Source organism: Lysobacter koreensis (assembly GCF_042677045.1).
Taxonomy (GTDB): Bacteria; Pseudomonadota; Gammaproteobacteria; order Xanthomonadales; family Xanthomonadaceae; genus Lysobacter_K; species Lysobacter_K koreensis.
In genome coordinates, this window is sequence record NZ_JBHTIH010000003.1 from 265,909 (window position 1) to 282,446 (window position 16,538).

Annotated in this window: 12 protein-coding genes and 1 pseudogene; 5 read left to right on the top strand and 8 right to left on the bottom strand. The window is 71.4% G+C overall.

What is annotated here, in order from left to right:
* The first annotated feature begins 26 nt into the window (after positions 1-26).
* The 3 genes and pseudogenes from ACFQZQ_RS06600 (at position 27) to ACFQZQ_RS06610 (ending at position 3,290) form a co-directional block, all read left to right on the top strand.
* The gene (locus tag ACFQZQ_RS06600) at positions 27-764 is read left to right on the top strand and encodes a hypothetical protein (protein WP_386811970.1); all 738 of its coding nucleotides are present in this window, start codon (positions 27-29) and stop codon (positions 762-764) included.
* A gap of 231 nt (positions 765-995) precedes the next feature.
* Positions 996-2,684, top strand: a pseudogene (locus tag ACFQZQ_RS06605) (S8 family serine peptidase); the annotation flags it as partial.
* Positions 2,664-3,290, top strand: a complete 627-nt coding sequence (locus ACFQZQ_RS06610; protein ID WP_386812557.1) for a proprotein convertase P-domain-containing protein — start codon at positions 2,664-2,666, stop codon at positions 3,288-3,290. The pseudogene ACFQZQ_RS06605 and the gene ACFQZQ_RS06610, both read left to right, overlap by 21 nt.
* A gap of 124 nt (positions 3,291-3,414) precedes the next feature.
* On the opposite strand, the gene ACFQZQ_RS06615 is transcribed toward ACFQZQ_RS06610, so the two are convergent.
* The 8 genes from ACFQZQ_RS06615 to ACFQZQ_RS06650 form a co-directional block, all read right to left on the bottom strand.
* Entirely contained in the window at positions 3,415-4,497 is a 1,083-nt protein-coding gene (locus ACFQZQ_RS06615) for an HDOD domain-containing protein (RefSeq protein ID WP_386811971.1), read from the bottom strand.
* A gap of 245 nt (positions 4,498-4,742) precedes the next feature.
* Positions 4,743-6,539: an ATP-binding protein gene (locus ACFQZQ_RS06620; RefSeq protein ID WP_386811972.1), complete on the bottom strand. Its 1,797-nt coding sequence runs from the start codon at positions 6,537-6,539 to the stop codon at positions 4,743-4,745.
* A 180-nt stretch (positions 6,540-6,719) separates the two neighbouring features.
* Positions 6,720-7,892, bottom strand: coding sequence for a methyl-accepting chemotaxis protein (locus ACFQZQ_RS06625; protein WP_386811973.1), 1,173 nt, complete (start codon positions 7,890-7,892; stop codon positions 6,720-6,722).
* Between the two features lie 55 nt (positions 7,893-7,947).
* A complete protein-coding gene (locus ACFQZQ_RS06630; protein WP_386811974.1) occupies positions 7,948-9,009 on the bottom strand; it encodes a protein-glutamate methylesterase/protein-glutamine glutaminase in 1,062 nt (353 codons plus the stop codon).
* 1 nt (position 9,010) lies between these two features.
* On the bottom strand, positions 9,011-9,604 hold the full coding sequence (gene cheD / locus ACFQZQ_RS06635; RefSeq protein WP_386811975.1) for a chemoreceptor glutamine deamidase CheD: 594 nt from the start codon (positions 9,602-9,604) through the stop codon (positions 9,011-9,013).
* On the bottom strand, positions 9,601-10,476 hold the full coding sequence (locus ACFQZQ_RS06640; RefSeq protein ID WP_386811976.1) for a CheR family methyltransferase: 876 nt from the start codon (positions 10,474-10,476) through the stop codon (positions 9,601-9,603). Before ACFQZQ_RS06640 ends, cheD begins: the two co-directional genes overlap by 4 nt.
* Positions 10,469-12,733 carry a putative bifunctional diguanylate cyclase/phosphodiesterase gene (locus ACFQZQ_RS06645; protein WP_386811977.1) on the bottom strand — a complete coding sequence of 755 codons (2,265 nt, stop codon included), beginning with the start codon at positions 12,731-12,733 and terminating at the stop codon, positions 10,469-10,471. Before ACFQZQ_RS06645 ends, ACFQZQ_RS06640 begins: the two co-directional genes overlap by 8 nt.
* An 84-nt stretch (positions 12,734-12,817) precedes the next feature.
* Positions 12,818-15,505 carry a methyl-accepting chemotaxis protein gene (locus ACFQZQ_RS06650; protein WP_386811978.1) on the bottom strand — a complete coding sequence of 896 codons (2,688 nt, stop codon included), beginning with the start codon at positions 15,503-15,505 and terminating at the stop codon, positions 12,818-12,820.
* 241 nt (positions 15,506-15,746) lie between these two features.
* Here ACFQZQ_RS06650 and ACFQZQ_RS06655 point away from each other — a divergent pair, with 241 nt between their 5' ends.
* Positions 15,747-16,058 (top strand): energy transducer TonB, encoded by a 312-nt coding sequence (locus ACFQZQ_RS06655; RefSeq protein WP_386811979.1) that lies wholly within the window; start codon positions 15,747-15,749, stop codon positions 16,056-16,058.
* A 149-nt stretch (positions 16,059-16,207) separates the two neighbouring features.
* Positions 16,208-16,519 carry an energy transducer TonB gene (locus ACFQZQ_RS06660; protein WP_386811980.1) on the top strand — a complete coding sequence of 104 codons (312 nt, stop codon included), beginning with the start codon at positions 16,208-16,210 and terminating at the stop codon, positions 16,517-16,519.
* The last annotated feature ends 19 nt before the right edge of the window (positions 16,520-16,538 follow it).

The following is a 16,538-nucleotide window of genomic DNA, read 5'->3' on the forward strand; positions in this document are numbered from 1 at the left end:
CAGGGCGCGAGCCGGGGAGAATCGCGATGCAATTCGTCCAAGACAGCCAGGTGCAGTCCCGCTTCTCGAACGGGTTCCCGAAGGCGATCGAGCTGCTGTGCCCGCATTGCGTGGCGCAGGCGTTGTTCGAGGCCCGGCACTGGCAGGAACACGGGCGCCAGGTCGCCGCCGCCGATGCCGCCTGCCCGCGCTGCGAGGGCGTGGTGGTGCTGGTGCAGTTGCTCGACGGCCACGACCACGCCCGCCCCGCGGCCTTGTACAGCGACCCGCCGTCGCCGCTGCGCGAGGCGATGCCGGGCATCGAGCGCCTGCGCGAGCTGTCCGCGCCGCTGGGCCGCACCTACGAGTCCGCGCTCAAGCTCTACAACCACACCGAGTGGGGCCCGGCGGCGCTGATGGTGCGGCACCTGCTCGAGGGCCTGGCCACGCGCCTGCTCGGCGACGACAGGCGCGAGCTGCCGCTCGCCCGGCAGCTGGAGGCGCTGCACCAGGACATCGACACCGCGCGGCCGCTGCAGGACATCGGCCCGCTGCTCGCGCCCGGCGGCGCGTTCGGGCGCGAGTTCGAGGACGAGGCTGCGATCGACCAGGCCACCGCCGGGCAACTGCTGGCGCTGGCCGAACAGCTGATCAGCTACCTGGTGGTGCTGCCCGAGGCGATGGCCGAGCTCAAGGGCCGGATCGCCACCGCGCCGGTGCCGTTGCGGCGCGGCGCCGTGGTGGCGGACGCGACCAGCGCGCGCCGTCCGGGCCGGGGCGGCTAGGCAGCATTCGCGGCCGCCCGATGGGCGCTGGTTGTGCCCAGGCTTGCGGCATTGCTGCCCTGCAGCGTGCATGGGCCAGCGATCGGCGTAGCGTCGCGCTGCGGCCGGGTCCACTCCGGCCGTGTCCAATGGTTCGGCAGGCGCCGTATCAGGGGGGACGTGGCGTTCTGCCGGGCTGATCCGGCCGCCTATTCGGGCGGCTTTTTGTTTCAGTCGGGAGGGAGTCCAACAATGTCCGATCTATCGCAACGCCGCATGCGCGTGCATGCGCTGGCGGCCGCCACTGCGGTCGCGTTGTCCTGTCTGGTCGCGATGCCGGCCTTGGCCGGTCGCGTCGATCTCAGCGGCATCGAGTCGGCCGCGCAGCACGACCAGTTCATCGTCAAGTACCGCGACGGAAGCGCCGAGCGCGCCACCGCAGCATCGATGCAGCGCTCGCTCGACGCCGCCGCCAGCCGCGGCCGTGCCGGCAAGGCGCTGAGCGTCCAGCACCTGCGCCGCCTCGCGGTCGGGGCCGAAGTGGTCCGCACCGATCGCAAGCTCGACCGCGCCGAGACCGAAACGCTGATGCGGCAACTGGCCGCCGAGCCGAACGTCGAGTACGTCGAGATCGACCGCATCCTGCAGATCGCGCTGACCCCCAACGACCCGCGCTATCCCGAGCAGTGGGGTTACCAGGACGCCGACGCCGGCATCCGCGCGAACGAGGCCTGGGACACCGCCACCGGCACCGGCGTGGTCGTGGCCGTGCTCGACACCGGCATCACCAGCCACAGCGACCTCAATGCCAACGTGATCGCCGGCTACGACTTCATCAGCAGCGCCACCACCGCACGCGACGGCAACGGCCGCGACGCCGATGCCAGCGATCCGGGCGACTCCACCAGCGGCCAGTCGAGCTGGCACGGCACCCACGTCGCCGGCACGGTCGCGGCGCGCACCAACAACGGCGTCGGCGTCGCCGGCACCGCGTTTAACGCCCGGATCATGCCGGTGCGCGTGCTCGGCGTGGGCGGCGGCTCCACTTCCGACATCGCCGACGCGGTGGTCTGGGCCTCCGGCGGCACGGTCGCCGGCGTCCCGGCCAACCCCAACCCGGCCGAGGTGATCAACCTCAGCCTCGGCGGCAGCGGCGCGTGCGGCACCACGATGCAGAACGCGATCAACGGCGCGGTCAGCCGCGGCACCACCCTGGCGATCGCCGCCGGCAACAGCAACGCCAACACCTCCGGCTTCACCCCCGCGAACTGCAACAACGTGATCGCGGTGGCCTCGATCACCAGCACCGGCCAGCGTTCGAGCTTCTCGAACTACGGCCCGCTGATCGACATCGCCGCGCCGGGTTCGGCGATCCTGTCGACGCTCAACGCCGGCACCAGCTCGCCGGGCGCGGAAAGCTACGCCAGCTACAACGGCACCTCGATGGCGGCCCCGCACGTGGCCGGCGTGATCGCCCTGCTGCAGTCGGCATCGGCGACGCCGAAGACCCCGGCCGAGGTCGAGACGATCATCAAGGCCAACTTCCGGCCGTTCCCGGTCACGCCCAGCCAGACCATCGGCCCGGGCATCCTCGACGCCAAGGCCGTGGTCGACGCCGCCGGCGGCACGCCGGGCAACGTCGCACCGACGGCCAACTTCAGCTTCACCACCAGCGGCCTGAGCGCCAACTTCACCGACAGCTCCACCGACTCCGACGGCACCATCGCCAGCCGCAGCTGGAACTTCGGCGACGGGACCACATCCACCGCGACCAACCCGAGCAAGACCTACGCCGCGGCCGGCAACTACACCGTCGCCCTGACCGTCACCGACGACGACGGCGCCAGCAATACCCGCACCCAGACCGTCAGCGTCGGCACCGTCAGCAACGCGCTGCAGAACGGCGTGCCGGTCAGCGGCATCGCCGGGGCAGCGGGCAGCCAGCAGTTCTGGACGATGGCGGTGCCGGCCGGGGCCAGCAACCTGCGGTTCGTCACCAGCGGCGGCAGCGGCGATGCCGACCTGTACGTCAGGTTCGGTTCGGCTCCGACCACCAGCAGCTACGACTGCCGCTCGCAGGGCAGCACCAATGCCGAGACCTGCAACATCGCCACCGCGCAGGCCGGGACCTACCACGTGATGGTGCTGGGCTACAGCGCGTTCTCCGGCATGAGCCTGACCGGCAGTTACGGCACCGGCGGCGGCACGCAGACCTACAGCAACGGCACCGACGTCGCGATCGCCGACAACGCCACGGTCGAAAGCCCGATCACGGTCTCCGGCCGCAGCGGCAATGCGCCCAGCAACACCGCGGTGGCGGTCAATATCGTCCACACCTACAAGGGCGACCTCAAGGTCGACCTGGTGGCGCCGGACGGCAGCGTCTACGTGTTGCACAACCGGTCCGGCGGCAGCGCCGACAACATCAACCAGACCTACACGGTCAATTTGGCGACCGAAGCGTTGAACGGCACCTGGAAGCTGCGCGTCAACGACAACGCCAGCGCCGACACCGGCTACATCAACAGCTGGAGCATCACCTTCTGATCGTTGCAGGCGTTCGCAAAAAAAAAGAACCCCGGCTGCGGCCGGGGTTCTCGTTTGGGCGGCGCCGCCTTGCGTGGCGGACGGGTCGTGCGCAGGCGCACCGGCGCGTGGCCGGCGCGTTGGCTCAAGCCGCCTCGGCGTGTGCTGCTTCCGCCAGCGCCCGCCAGCGCGGCAGCCGATCCAGCTGGCCGACCGTGCGCAGATAGTCCTCGTCCACGGCGCTGCCGTTGACCAGTGCCGCGGCCACGTGCACCGCGCCAGTCACCCAGAACCCGCCGCGGATCCGCCCCGGGCACTGGTGGAACGCGACCGCCTCGACGATCGGCGTCGGCAGTCCCCACAGGCCGAGCAGGTAGGCACCGGCGACCCCGTGCGGGGTGGCGGCTCCGTCGCCGTCGCCGGCCACGAGCGGCGGCAGCAACAGGCCGACCTCGGCCAGCAGTCCCGCGGTGGCGGCCAGTTCCGCACTGGGGCCGGCCAGCAGCTGGCCGGCCAACTGCGAAATGCGCAGGGCGCGGTCGCGCATCGCGTCCGCGTCCGCCGAGTTCGCGCCGGCGGAGAACACTTCGTTGGCCAGCACCAGCTGGCGCAGCGCGTTCTGGCCCAGCCGGGTGACCGCCGTGCGCAGGTCGCTGATCTCGCGCCCGCCCGAGTAGTACGCGGAGTTGGTCAGGCGCAGCACCTTGGCGGCGAGCGCCGGATCCTGCGCCACCACTTCGACGACGCGTGCGGCGCTGGTATCCGGGTCGCGCAGCAGGCGCGTCAGCGCCAGATACTGGCGCGGGGCCGCGGGCAGCGAACCGACCCGGCCGATGGCCTTCTTCAGTCCGGGGTCGTCGAGGATCGCGCGCAGTTCCATCACGCTTTCCACCGCCTCGATCAGCTGCAGCGTCTCCAGCGGTTCCAGCAACACCCGGTGGGTGACTTCCAGCGCCTGCATCGCATCCTGGTCGTGGCCGCTATCCATCAACACGATGCACACCGCTTCCGGGTGGCGCCTGCGCAGTTGGCCGAGCAAGGTCACGCCATCGCTGGAGCCAACACGGGCGGCGCACACCAGCACGTCCGGGGCAACGTCGTCCGACAGCGACAGCGCGCCTTCGGCGTTCGCCGTCCAGGAAATCCGCCAGTCCAGCCCTTGTTCCCCCAGCTCCTGTTCGATCTGTGCGGCGTGGCCGCCGTTTTCGCTCACCAGCAGAATAAACACCGTGCCCTCCGTGCGTGTTGCGCAATTCATCCGTGACAGTAACGGTAGCCAAACGGCTTCCTTAAGCACGCTGCTTGCAAAGTGGCAACGTCCGCACACTTTGCGTCGAGTCCCGCGCCGCAGCCGCCGGCAGGCGCGGCCGGCACGGGGTCTGGATCCAGTCGCACCTCGCCGCGATCGTGGCTGGGAGCGGTGCGATCTGCCGACGAGGATCGGCACGCCGGTCTCGCTGGCAGGCGCGGGTACTAGCCCGTGGAGCGCATCGGCAAGGTCGCGCGGATGCAGGTGCCGCGGCCCTCGCCGGTATCGATCTCGAGCGTGCCGCCCAGCTGCTGCGCGCGTTCGCGCATCGTCACCAGGCCGAGCCCGTGGCCGCGGGCAGGGTCGAAACCGCGGCCGTCGTCGCCGATCGTGAGCACCAGCGCGTCACCCGGCGCCACCGGCGCCAGCGTCAGGGTGACCCGCTTGGCCCCCGCGTGGCGCAGGATGTTCGTCAGCGCCTCCTGCGCGATGCGGAAGCAGGCCAGCTCGACCTCCGGGTCCGGTCGCCCTGGCAGCTCGGTGAGCGCCAGCTCGAGCCGCGGCTGGCCCGCCCGGAACAGGGTGTCGGCCTGCCAGCGCAGCGCGGTTTCGAGCCCGAGCGTGTCCAGTTGCGGCGGGCGCAACAGCAACGACAGGTTGCGCAGCTTGGCCACGGTGTGGTCGGTGATCGTGACGATCTCCGCCAGGATCTCGGCGCGCCGCGCCGGGTCGTCGTCGTCCTGGAGCGCCATTGCGCCGAGCTTGATCGCGGTGATCGCCTGGCCGATGTCGTCGTGCAGTTCGCGCGAGAGGGTGCGGCGTTCGTCCTCCTGCACGGTCATCAGCCGCCGCGCCACCGCCTGCAGTTCCTCGCGGAGCCGGCTTTGTTCCTGCAGGCTCAGGCTGACCTCACCGTAGGCCTCGTGGGCGCGCGCGGCGAGCTGGTTCATCGCCTCGGCCAGCGGCACCAGCTCGCGCGGCATGCTTTCCAGCGCGACCGGCGCGGAGGCGCGGTCCAGGGCGAAGCGCTGCATGCGCTCCAGCAGGCCGTGCACGCTGCCGCCCAAGCGTTGCATCTGCAGGCCGACGATCGCCAGGACGCCGAGCAGGACCAGCGCCAGCAGGCCGAGCATGACCAAGGTGTGGCGGCGCAGCTCGGCCGCCACCACGCGTTCGGGCACCAGCAGCAGCAGGCGCCAACCGACCTTGAGCGGCATGGCCAGCGCGTAGGCATCGCCGCCGTCGCGCAGCACCCCCGGCAGCGGTTGCATCCGCGCGTGGCGGCTGTCCAGCTCGCGCAGCAGGCGGTCGCCGCCGGCCTGTCCCAGCACGTCCAGGGAGCGGTAGCGCAGGCCGTCGCTGGCGTGGACGACGGCGTTCGCGCGGTCCAGCAGCAACACCTCGAAGCCCCGCGGTTGCAGCGCCTGGCCGCGCAGGATTGCCAGGCTGCCGATGCCCATCGAGCCCGAGACCACCCCAGCGAAACGGCCGTTGGCGAACAGCGGCACCGACATGGCCACCTGCGGATTGCTGAGCACGCGGCCGCGGAACACATCGGAGACAAACGCGCGCCGGCTGCGGCGCGGCTCGCGGAAATAGTCGCGGTCGGCGACCGAGGTGCCCAGGGCGCCGGGCAGCGCCGGTTGAATCAGGCGCGTCTTGCCCTCGGCATCGGTCACCAGCAACCGGGCGAAGGCCGGGTAGTGCCGCTGGATGCGGATCAGATCGGCGGCCCAGGCGGCCTGGTCGTCGAGATCGCCGGCGGCAGTGCGGCGTTCGGCGAGCAGCTGCATCGCCGCCAGGTGGGTCTGCAGGAAGTTGTCGACATCGCGGCCGTTGGATTCGGCCGCGGTGGCTATGCGCGCGCCGAACTGCTCGCGGACGTCGTTTGCGTCCTGCCACTGGATCAGCCCGGCCAACGCGAGCACCGGCAGCACCACCGCCAGCAGCAGCAGGCGCGCGAACTCGCGCAGCAGTGCCCAGCCCGGCGTGGTCGTTGGTGGGGTTGCTGCGGCCGGCATGCGCCACAAGCTACCTGCCGATGGCCGGCCGCCGCAACCGCGGCGTGGCCGCGCTGCCGTGCCGGATCGGCCGTGTGGTCAGGACAGCTCGACGCCGCCCGCGTGGAAGTACTCAGAACGGCTCGACGCTGCCCGCGTGGAAGTACTCAGACCAGCTCGACGCTGCCCGCGTGGAAGTACTCAGAACAGCTCGACGCTGCCCGCGTCCATGGACTGCTGCATCACCGGCTTGTGCGGCGGGCGTTCCCATTCGCCGCGCATCTGCGCGACGCGCTGGCCGAGCTGGCTCAGTGCCTGGCGCACCTCCGTGCCGCCCTGGCCGCCGTTGCGGTGCAGCAGGTCCTGCAGCGCGGTGGCCTCGCGGTTGATCGCGCCCAGCCGCTCCAGGTGCACGTTGGCGGCGGTCAGCGCCTGGGTGGCGATGTCCTCGAACTGCAGCGAACGCACCGCCTCGGCGACCGAGCCGTCGATCGAGCGGCTGCACTCGGCGATCTCGCGCATGCCGTTGCCCAGGCCGCGGTTGATGCCGTCGACGCGTTCGAGCATCGCCGCCGCTTCGGCGCGCGCACCGCGGCTGCGGTCGAGGTCGCGCGAGGCCATGTGGCTGACGGTGTCGCGGACGCGGGAGATCGAGTCCTTGGAGCTGTGCGCGAGCTTGCGGATCTGCTCGTTGAACGCGGTCGAGCGCTCGGACAGGTTGCGCACCTCGTCGGCGACCACCGCGAAACCGCGGCCCGCCTCGCCGGCACGCGCGGCCTCGATGGCGGCGTTGAGCGCGAGCAGGTTGGTCTGGTCGGCGATCGACTTGACGTCCTCGAGCAGGGCGAAGATCCCGTCCAGGTGCCCGGCCATCGCATCGATATGGGTGACGGTGGTGCTGCTCTGGCCGCTGACGGCCTCCAGCGCTTCCACCAGTTGCTCCATCTGCTGGCTGGCCTGCAGCGCGAAATGGTGGACGTCGGCGCCGCCGCTGTTGTCGCCCTCGCGACGGTCGATGATCCGCGCGACCACCTCGCCCTGCTGGCGCGACTTGCGGTTGACCGCCTCGAAGCTGCCACCGAGTTTGGAAACAGACTCCCGGATCAGCTCGCGGGTGCGCTCGATCTCGGTGCGCGACCCCTGGACCTCGGCGCCGATGAAGTTGCGCAGTTCGTCGAGCAGGCGGGTCTGCTCGCCCAACAGGCTGCGGTTGCCGGGCCGGAGCATGCTCCAGGCAAAGCCGAGCCAGGCCAGGGTCATCGCCACCAGCGCGCCCCAGCGCACCGGCGCGGACAGGCCGAAGGCTTCGGTGCACACCAGGGTGAAGGTGAGCGCCAGTGGCGCTGCGATGCGGATCAGTACGCGCGAATCCATCTTCGGTCTCGTCGGGGGCGGTCTACCTTCGATAACGGCCAGTCGGCCGTGCGCTTTAGCCGTTTGCGGCGACGGCGAGCAGGCGATGGGCGATCTGCGCCAGCGGCAGCACCTCGCCGGCGGCATCGAGCGCGACCGCCGCGCCGGGCATGCCCCAGACCACGCTGCTGGCCTCGTCCTGCGCGAACGTGCTGGCGCCGGCCCGGCGCAACGCGAGCAGGCCGCGCGCGCCGTCGTCGCCCATGCCGGTCAGCAGCGCGGCGCTGGCATTGGCACCGGCGTATTTGGCGACCGACTCGAACAGCACGTCGACGCTCGGGCGGTGCCGGCGCACCGGTTCGTCGTCGCCGAGCCGGCAATGCCAGCGCGCGCCGCTGCGCACCACGCGCAGGTGGCGGCCGCCGGGGGCGACGTAGGCGTGTCCGGCGAGCAGCGGCTGGCCGTCGCCGGCCTCGACCACGGTCATGCGGCTGTGGCGGTTGAGCCGTTCGGCGAACGGGCCGCTGAACGCCGCCGGGATGTGCTGGGCGATGACCGTGGCCGGCGCGTCGGCGGGCATCCGCGACAGCACCTCGCGGATCGCCTCGGTGCCGCCGGCGGAGGCGCCGATCGCGAGCAGGCGGTCGGTGGTGCGGTAGCCGAGCGGGCCGTCGTAGGGCGCGGCGCCGCCGTGCGCGGCGCCCGTCGGTGCGGCCGCGATCCGGCTCACGCGCGCGTGCGCAGCATGCTTGACCTTCTCGATCAGCGCCGTCGCGTACTCGGTCAGGCCGCGCGCGACATCGAGCTTGGGCTTGGCGACGAAATCGACCGCGCCCAGCGCCAGCGCGTCGAGCGTGACCTGGGCGCCGGCCTGCGTCAGGGTCGACACCATCACCACCGGCATCGGCCGCAGCCGCATCAGGTTGCGCAGGAACGTGAGCCCGTCCATGCGCGGCATCTCGACGTCGAGGGTGAGCACATCCGGGGCCAGCTGCTTGATCTTGTCGCGGGCGATGTAGGGGTCGGCGGCGGTACCGACGACCTCGATCCCGGGGTCGGCGCCGAGCAGTTCCACCATCAGCTTGCGGATCAGCGCCGAGTCGTCGACCACCAGCACCCGCACCGGTCCTGACCGCATCTCAGAACAGCTCCACGCTGCCGCTGGCCGGCGCGCGCGTGAGGCGGCCGTACAGCGCGCGCTCGGCGTCGACGATGCCCTCGTCGCGGGTGGACGGCAGGCGCTTGACCAGGGTGCGCCCGGACTGGACGAAGAACGCGACCTTGCGCGGTTGGGTATCGCCCAGGTCCTGCGCCATCACCGGGATGCCCTCGGCCGCCAGGTACTCGCGCACGAAGCGCGCGTTGCGGTTGCCGATCGGGTCGGTGTGGAAGCCGCTGAGCACGTTGCCACCGCCGAACACCTTGGCCAGCAGGCGCGAGCGCCGCGCGCCGCGCTTGAGCAGGTCGTTGATCAGCAGCTCCATCGCGTGCGCGCCGTAGCGCGCGCTGGTGGCATCGTTGCCGGCGCCGCCGGGCAGCATGAAGTGGTTCATGCCGCCGAGCGCGAGCAGCGGGTCGTACAGGCACGCGGCCACGCACGAGCCGAGCAGCGTCACCAGCGCGACCGGGCGGTCGGTGGCGACGTAGTCGGCCGGCAGCAGGCGGATCGCCTCGGTTTGCAGGGCGCTGTCGTAGTAGCTGCCGGGTACCGTTTCGGCGATCGCGGCGCTCATCGACGCCCGCCCGGCGTCGCCGCGCGGTACACGGTGCGCCCGCAGGGCGCGACCAGGTCGAGGGCGTGGTTGAAGCTCTCGGAATGGCCGGCGTACAGCCGCCCTTCCGGCGCCAGCAACGGCGCCAGGCGCTGCAGCACGTGGTACTGGGTCGGCTTGTCGAAGTAGATCATCACGTTGCGGCAGAACACCGCGGCGTAGCTGCCGCGCAGGCCGTAGTCGTCATCGAGCAGGTTGAGCGGGCGAAAGCTGACCAGCGCCTGCAGCTCCGGGCGCACGCGGCACTGGCCGGCATTCGGGCCGCCGCCGCGCTGGAAGAACCGGCGCTTGCGCTGCACGTCGAGGGCATCGATGCGTTCGATCGGATACACGCCGCGCGCCGCCGTCTGCAGCACGCTGGTGTCGATGTCGGTGGCCAGGATGCGCACCGGCGGTGTCAGCGTGCCGAACGCCTCGCAGGCGGTGATCGCCAGCGAATAGGGTTCCTCGCCGGTCGACGCCGCGCAGCACCAGATCAGCAGGTCCTTGCCGGCGCGCTGCGTGGCCAGCAGCTGCGACGCCAGCGCCTCGAAGTGGTGCCCTTCGCGGAAGAACGAGGTGAGGTTGGTGGTGAGCGCGTTGACGAAGGCCTGGGCCTCGGCGTCGGGATCGGTCTCGACCAGGTCGAGGTAGTCGCTGAAGCGCTCCAGACCCTGGGCGCGCAGGCGCCGCACCAGCCGGCTGTAGACCATGTCGCGCTTGTGCGGGTTGAGGTGGATGCCGGCGCGGTCGTGGATCAGCCGGCAGACGCGACGGAAGTCGCGGTCATCGAACGCGAACACGCGTTCATCGGTGGGGCGCGCACTGCGCGCGCTGCGTCCGGCGTCAGCCATGCCGCACCGCCTGCGCCGGGGCGTTCGCGCCCGCGGCCGGAACGGGGTTGGCGTGCCCGGCGAGCCAGCCATCGAAGTCGGCCGGTGCCAGCGCCATCGAGTACAGGAAGCCCTGCACCTCCTGGCAGCCGATCTGGCGCAGCAGCTCGGCCTGCACCGGCGTTTCCACGCCTTCGGCGATGACCTGCAGGTCGAAGTTGCGCGCGATCAGCGCGATCGAGCGCACGATCGCCTCGTCGCCGCGGTTGGCGATCACGTCGCAGACGAACGAGCGGTCGATCTTGACCCGGTCGACCGGCAGCCGGTGCAGCATCGACAGCGACGCGTAGCCGGTGCCGAAGTCGTCGAACGCGATGCGGATGCCGCGCGCGCGCAGCTGCATCAGCGTCTGTTCGGCGACGCCGTCGTCGCGCAGCGCGATGGTCTCGGTCAGCTCGAGTTCCAGCTGTGCCGGCGCCAGTCCGCTCATCGCCAACGCCTGGTCGACCTCGTCGAGGAACTGCTCGCCTTCGAACTGCGCCGGAAACAGGTTGACCCCGACCGCGAGCCGGCGGCCGTCGACTGGCGGCCAGGCGGCCGCATCGCGGCACGCGCGCTGCAGGATCCAGCGACCGACCGCGGGCGCGACCGCACTGTGCGCGAGGGCATCGATGAACGCGGCCGGCAGCAGCAGGCCACGCTCGGGATGGCGCCAGCGCAGCAGCGCCTCGGCGCCGGTCGGGCGGGCGCTGGCCAGGTCCATCTGCGGCTGGTAGTGCAGCTCGAACTCGCCTTCGCGGCACGCCCGGTGCAGTTCGAGTTCGAGCTTGCGGCGGTCGATCGCCTCGGCCCGCATGCCGGGCTCGAAGCGGCGCAGGCGCCGGCCGCTGCTGCGCTTGGCATGCTGCATCGCGAGCCCCGCGCGCGCAATCAGCTCGCTGGCGCCGGCGATCTCCTCCGCCAGTCCGGGCGTGCCGCCGGTCGCCGCCAGGCCGACATGGGCCGCGATGTGGACGCGGTGGTGGTCGACTTCGCACGGCCGCGCGATCTCGCGCAGCATCGCGTGCAACTGCGCCTCGATCGCGCCCGGCGCAGTGGACGGAAACACCAGCGCGAACTCGTCGCCGCCGAAACGCGCCAGGTGCGCGCCCGCGGGCAAGCGCGCCAGCAGCCGGCATGCCACCACCTGCAGCACCGCATCGCCGATCGCGTGGCCGAGGGTGTCGTTGACCGATCGGAAGTTGTCCAGCCCGAGCAAGGCCACGCTCAGCGGCGTGGCTTGCTGGTGGAGCGCGTCGATCGCGGACAGCAACGCGGCACGGTTGGGCAGGCCGGTAAGCGCGTCCTGCTGCTCGCCGAGGCGGACGCGTTGCAGGCGCTGGTTGTCGGTGATGTCGCGCAGGATCAGCGCCATGCCGTTGCCGTCGCCGGCCGGCCACGCGCAGCGCACCGCCTCGAGCAGCCGCGGTTCGCCATCGCCGCATTGCACCTGCAGCTCGCACGCGGCGGTACTGTCGTCGGGCGCATCGCCGGCGCCGGGGCGCAGCCAGTTCGCGACGGCGTCGGGGTCGGCCTGCAGTGCCGCCGGGAACAATGCGTGCACCGGCCGGCCGCTGGTCACCGCCGGGCCAAACAGCGCCTGCGCGGCGACGTTGGCAAACGTTACCGTGCCGGCGCCGTCGACCACCACTACCGCGCTGAAGCCGGTCTGCGCGATCTGCTCGGCGATGCGGTTGCTGCGCTCGAACTGGCGTCGCTCGATCAAGCGCGTGGCGAGGCGTGCGACCCGTCGCAGCATCAAGAGGGCATCGTCGGGCACCGCCGACCGCGGGCGGCGGTCGGCCACGCTGAGCACGCCGAGCAGCATGCCGTTCGAACCGAACAGGGCGATGCCGAGGTAGAAGCGCACGCCACCGGCACACGCCACCGCCGGGTCGTCGCGGAAGCGCACGTCGGCGGCCGCGTCCGGCAGCAGCAGTAGCGGCCGAGTCTGGCCGACGGCGCGCCAGAGGGTATGCCCACGCAGTTCCGGCGTGCTCGCAAGGCCGCGCTTGGCGGCCACGCGGAACTGCCCGCCCTCGGCGATCGCGAGCATGGCGATCGGGCCGTCGAGCACCCGCGACGCCATGCAGACGAGGTCGTCGAACTCGTCGCCTTCGACCTCGTTCGCCGCGGCGGCCCCGTGGTCGCGCACCATCCGCTGGACGGTGCGCGACGCGCTGCCGTCGTCGCTGTCGAACGTGCCGGCGTCGGGCCATGGCGAGGGCTGCAATGCCACGGCGTCAGCCCGGCCGTGCGCGACGACAGGCGAGGTCGTCGTGGCGCGAGCTGCGCGTGGGGGCGCGCGCGGCGGGCAGTGCCATCAGAACTCCTGCCAGTGGCCGTCGCTGCCGTTGGCGGCGACGGGGGCTTTGGTCCGCAGCTTGCGCACCGGCTTGGCGCGCGTGGCCGCCACCGGCTTGCGTGCCGCGTTCGGGATCTCGATCACGCTGGCGCCGTGGGGCGCACGCGCGGCCGCGGCCTGGTGCGCGCCGTCGCGGCTGGTCTCCAGGCGGAAGATCGCCACCGTCTGCGCCAGCTGCTCGGACTGCTGCTCCATGCTGCGTGCGGCGGCCGAGGCTTCCTCGACCAGCGCCGCGTTCTGCTGGGTGCTTTCGTCCATCTGGGTGATGGCCTGGTTGACCTGCTCAATGCCGGAGGTCTGCTCCTGCGACGCCGCCGAGATGTCGGCAATGATGTCGGTGACCCGCTTCACGCTGGTCACGATCTCGCCCATGGTCTTGCCGGCCTGATCGACCAGCGCGTTGCCGTGTTCGACCTTGTTCACCGAGTCGGTGATCAGCTGCTTGATTTCCTTGGCCGCGCCGGCCGAGCGCTGCGCGAGCGAGCGCACCTCGGCGGCCACGACCGCGAAGCCGCGGCCCTGCTCGCCGGCGCGCGCGGCCTCGACCGCGGCGTTGAGCGCGAGGATGTTGGTCTGGAACGCGATCCCGTCGATCACACCGATGATGTCGACCACCTTGCGCGAGGACTCGTGGATCGCGGTCATGGTCTCGACCACCTTGCCGACCACCGCGCCCCCCTGCGAGGCGACGTCGACCGCGCCGATCGCGAGCTGGTTGGCCTGGCGGGCGTTGTCGGCGTTCTGGCGCACGGTCGAGGTCAGTTCCTCCATCGACGAGGCGGTTTCCTCCAGCGAGGCCGCCTGCTGCTCGGTGCGCTGCGACAGGTCGTTGTTGCCCGACGCGATTTCGCCGGCGGCGGTGCTGATCGCGTCGCTGCCCAGGCGGATCTTCCCGACCACCTGCGCCAGCTGGCGCACGGTGCCGTTCGCGTTCGCGGCCAGCTCGCCGAACTGGCCGGGCAGGTCGGCGTCGGCCTCGCGGGTCAGGTCGCCCTGCGTGACCGCGGCCAGCAGCGCGCCGATGTCGGTCAGGCCGTGGTCGGCGCTGGTCATCAGCGCGTTGAGGCCCTCGATCATGTCGCGGTAGACGTACTCGAAGCGCTGCGCTTCGCCGCGGTGGCTGAAGTCGCCGGCGACGGCGGCGTCGACCAGGCCCTTGATCTCCGCGTTGACCGCCTGCATGCCGGCCTTGACCGCATCGACGGCGGCGGTGACCTGCGCCTTTTTGCCTGGGTAGCGCTCGATCTCCATCGACAGGTCGCCGCGGGCGTAGGCCGCGACGATCTCGATCACGCGCATCTTCACCGCGATGTGCGAGCCGACCAGGGTGTTGATCTCATCGGCCATCACCCCGAACGAGCCGGGGAAGGCCTGCGCATCCAGGCGTTCGTCGATCTCGCCCTGCTGGTGGGCGTCGAACAGCGCGCGCTGCGCACCGGCGAAGCCACGCAGCGCATCCACGGCGCGCTCCAGGCTCTTGGCGATGTCGCGCAGTTCGTCGCGGCTGTGGACGCGGACCTTCTCCGGGAACTGGCCGGCGGCGAGCTGCTCGGCGGCGTCCTGGATCACGCGCAGCGAGGTGCGGGTGCTGCGGCTGAAACCGAGGAACAGGTACGCCGACAGCAGCAGCACCAGCACGATGACCAGGGCGGTCAGCGCCGCACGCTGCTGCAGGCGGGCGATGTCGGCGGCGGCGGCCGCGTCGAGCGCTGCGCTCGCACTGCCCAGTGCCGCGGCCATCGCCAAGCGGGTGGCGTCGTCGCGCGCTGCCATCGCCTTGACCGGCAGCGACGGCGTCTCGGCGTCGAGCACCTGGGTCTGGATCAGCTGGTTCTGCTTGTCAACGAAGGTCTGCGCGGTGCGCAGGCTGGCACCGATGCCCTTCTGCAACGCCGGCATCTGCTTCTCGGCGTTCTTCAGTTCCAGTTCGATGCGGCCGCGCAGGAAGTCCTGCATGTTGCGCGACACCGCCAGGCCGATGCGGTCGTCGACCCAGATCGCACCCTCGCCGAGCACGCGCACGCCGACAGCGCCCTGCTGGGCGGTGGACTCGGACAGCGTCGGCAGCCACTCGCTGGCGGCGCGCGCCATGTACAGGACCGCCGGGCTTCCGACGTGCGCGGCACCGCTGATATCGGAGACCACGCCCATCTGCGCGCGGACCGCGCCGATCGCGGCGGTGTGGTCCGCGGCGGCGGCGGCGGGGTCGGTATGCGCTGCCACGGCCTTGGCCCAGGCCGCGCGGGTGGTCTGCATCGCCTTGTCCAGGGCAGCGCCCTGGAGCGTCGCGGCCTGCCACTTGGCGCTGGCGACCAGGCCACGCTCGACATCGGCCGCGGCCGCGGCGAGCGTATCTTCGGCAACACGGTCCTTGGCCGCGACGCGCGCCACCAGCTGGCGGTGCGACTGCATCGCCAGCATGGTGCCGTGCAGGTGGCCGAGGCCGGTCGTCGAGGAGCGTGCCAGCTCGACTTCACCGATCTCGTCGAGCGAGCGGGTCAGCAGCACGCCGGAAATCACGCCGCAGGTCAGCATGAAGGAGGCGCCGATCAGCAGCGCCTTGTGGCCGAAACGCAGCCGCGACATCAGCACCGTGGCGGGCAGCAGCAGGCGGTCGATCAGGGAGGGGGTGGAACGAACGGACATGCAGGCCTCGCGTGGGCAGTGGGCAACGACCCGCCTAGGGTCGACACCCCGGCATCGGCGCGGCGCGCGGAAACTTTAGGCGCTGCGTTGCAGGCGCCTGGTGGAACGGGCCTGGTCGAACGTGCCTGGTCGAACGGGCCTGGTCGAACCTGACGCGCCGAGCCAAGCCGCCGCGCGGCTCAAGAAGTGCCGCGCGCCGCCGATGCCGAGGGTGTCGATCGCCACGTCACCGGAGACTCCCATGCGCCATCCGTTCCTGCTCGCCGCGACCACCGCCTTGGCCCTGGTGTTCGCCGTGCCCGCCCACGCCGACGTCAAGCCGATCAAGCGCGTCGACCCGGTGTACCCGGCCGACGCCGCGCGCGCCGGCACCAGCGGTTTCGTCGAGGTCGAGTACACCGTCGATGCCAGCGGCAAGGTCGCCAGCGTTTCGGTGCTCAACGCCAAGCCGGCGCGCACGTTCGAGAGCGCCGCGGTAAAGGCGGTCAAACAGTGGCAGTTCGCGGCCGGTGCCGGTGGCCGTGGCAAGGTGCGGCTCGACTTCAAACTCTGAGCCAGCTTCGCACCGCCATAGCGACGGCAACGGCGCTTGCGGGCCAGCCAAAGCCGTGGCTTTCGCCGCCTGCACCCAGGCTCGCTAAAGAATCCGCCGACGCGAACGATAAAGGCAGGGTCGAACCACCCAACCCCTGGAGACTGCCCATGCGCCACCCCGTCCTGCTCGCCGCCGCCACCGCCCTGGCGCTGCTGGTCATCACCCCGGCTCAGGCCGATCCCAAGCCGATCAAGCGCGTCGACCCGGTGTATCCGGCCGAAGCGGCGCGCGCCGGTACCAGCGGTTTCGTCGAAGTCGAATACACCGTCGATGCCAGCGGCAAGGTCGCCAGCGTCTCGGTGCTCAATGCCAAGCCGGCGCGCACGTTCGAGAGCGCCGCGGTGAAGGCGGTCAAGCAGTGGCAGTTCGCGGCCGGTGCCGCTGGCCGCGGCAAGACGCGACTCGACTTCACCCTCTGAGCCAGCGCATCTGGGCCGA

Bases quoted from the DNA above. Each gene is read 5' to 3' on its own strand.
- ACFQZQ_RS06600 (WP_386811970.1), top strand. From the start codon at position 27: ATGCAATTCGTCCAAGACAGCCAGGTGCAGTCCCGCTTCTCGAACGGG.
- ACFQZQ_RS06620 (WP_386811972.1), bottom strand. From the start codon at position 6,539: ATGCCGGCCGCAGCAACCCCACCAACGACCACGCCGGGCTGGGCACTG.
- ACFQZQ_RS06625 (WP_386811973.1), bottom strand. From the start codon at position 7,892: ATGGATTCGCGCGTACTGATCCGCATCGCAGCGCCACTGGCGCTCACC.
- ACFQZQ_RS06630 (WP_386811974.1), bottom strand. From the start codon at position 9,009: ATGCGGTCAGGACCGGTGCGGGTGCTGGTGGTCGACGACTCGGCGCTG.
- cheD (WP_386811975.1), bottom strand. From the start codon at position 9,604: ATGAGCGCCGCGATCGCCGAAACGGTACCCGGCAGCTACTACGACAGC.
- ACFQZQ_RS06640 (WP_386811976.1), bottom strand. From the start codon at position 10,476: ATGGCTGACGCCGGACGCAGCGCGCGCAGTGCGCGCCCCACCGATGAA.
- ACFQZQ_RS06650 (WP_386811978.1), bottom strand. From the start codon at position 15,505: ATGTCCGTTCGTTCCACCCCCTCCCTGATCGACCGCCTGCTGCTGCCC.
- ACFQZQ_RS06655 (WP_386811979.1), top strand. From the start codon at position 15,747: ATGCGCCATCCGTTCCTGCTCGCCGCGACCACCGCCTTGGCCCTGGTG.
- ACFQZQ_RS06660 (WP_386811980.1), top strand. From the start codon at position 16,208: ATGCGCCACCCCGTCCTGCTCGCCGCCGCCACCGCCCTGGCGCTGCTG.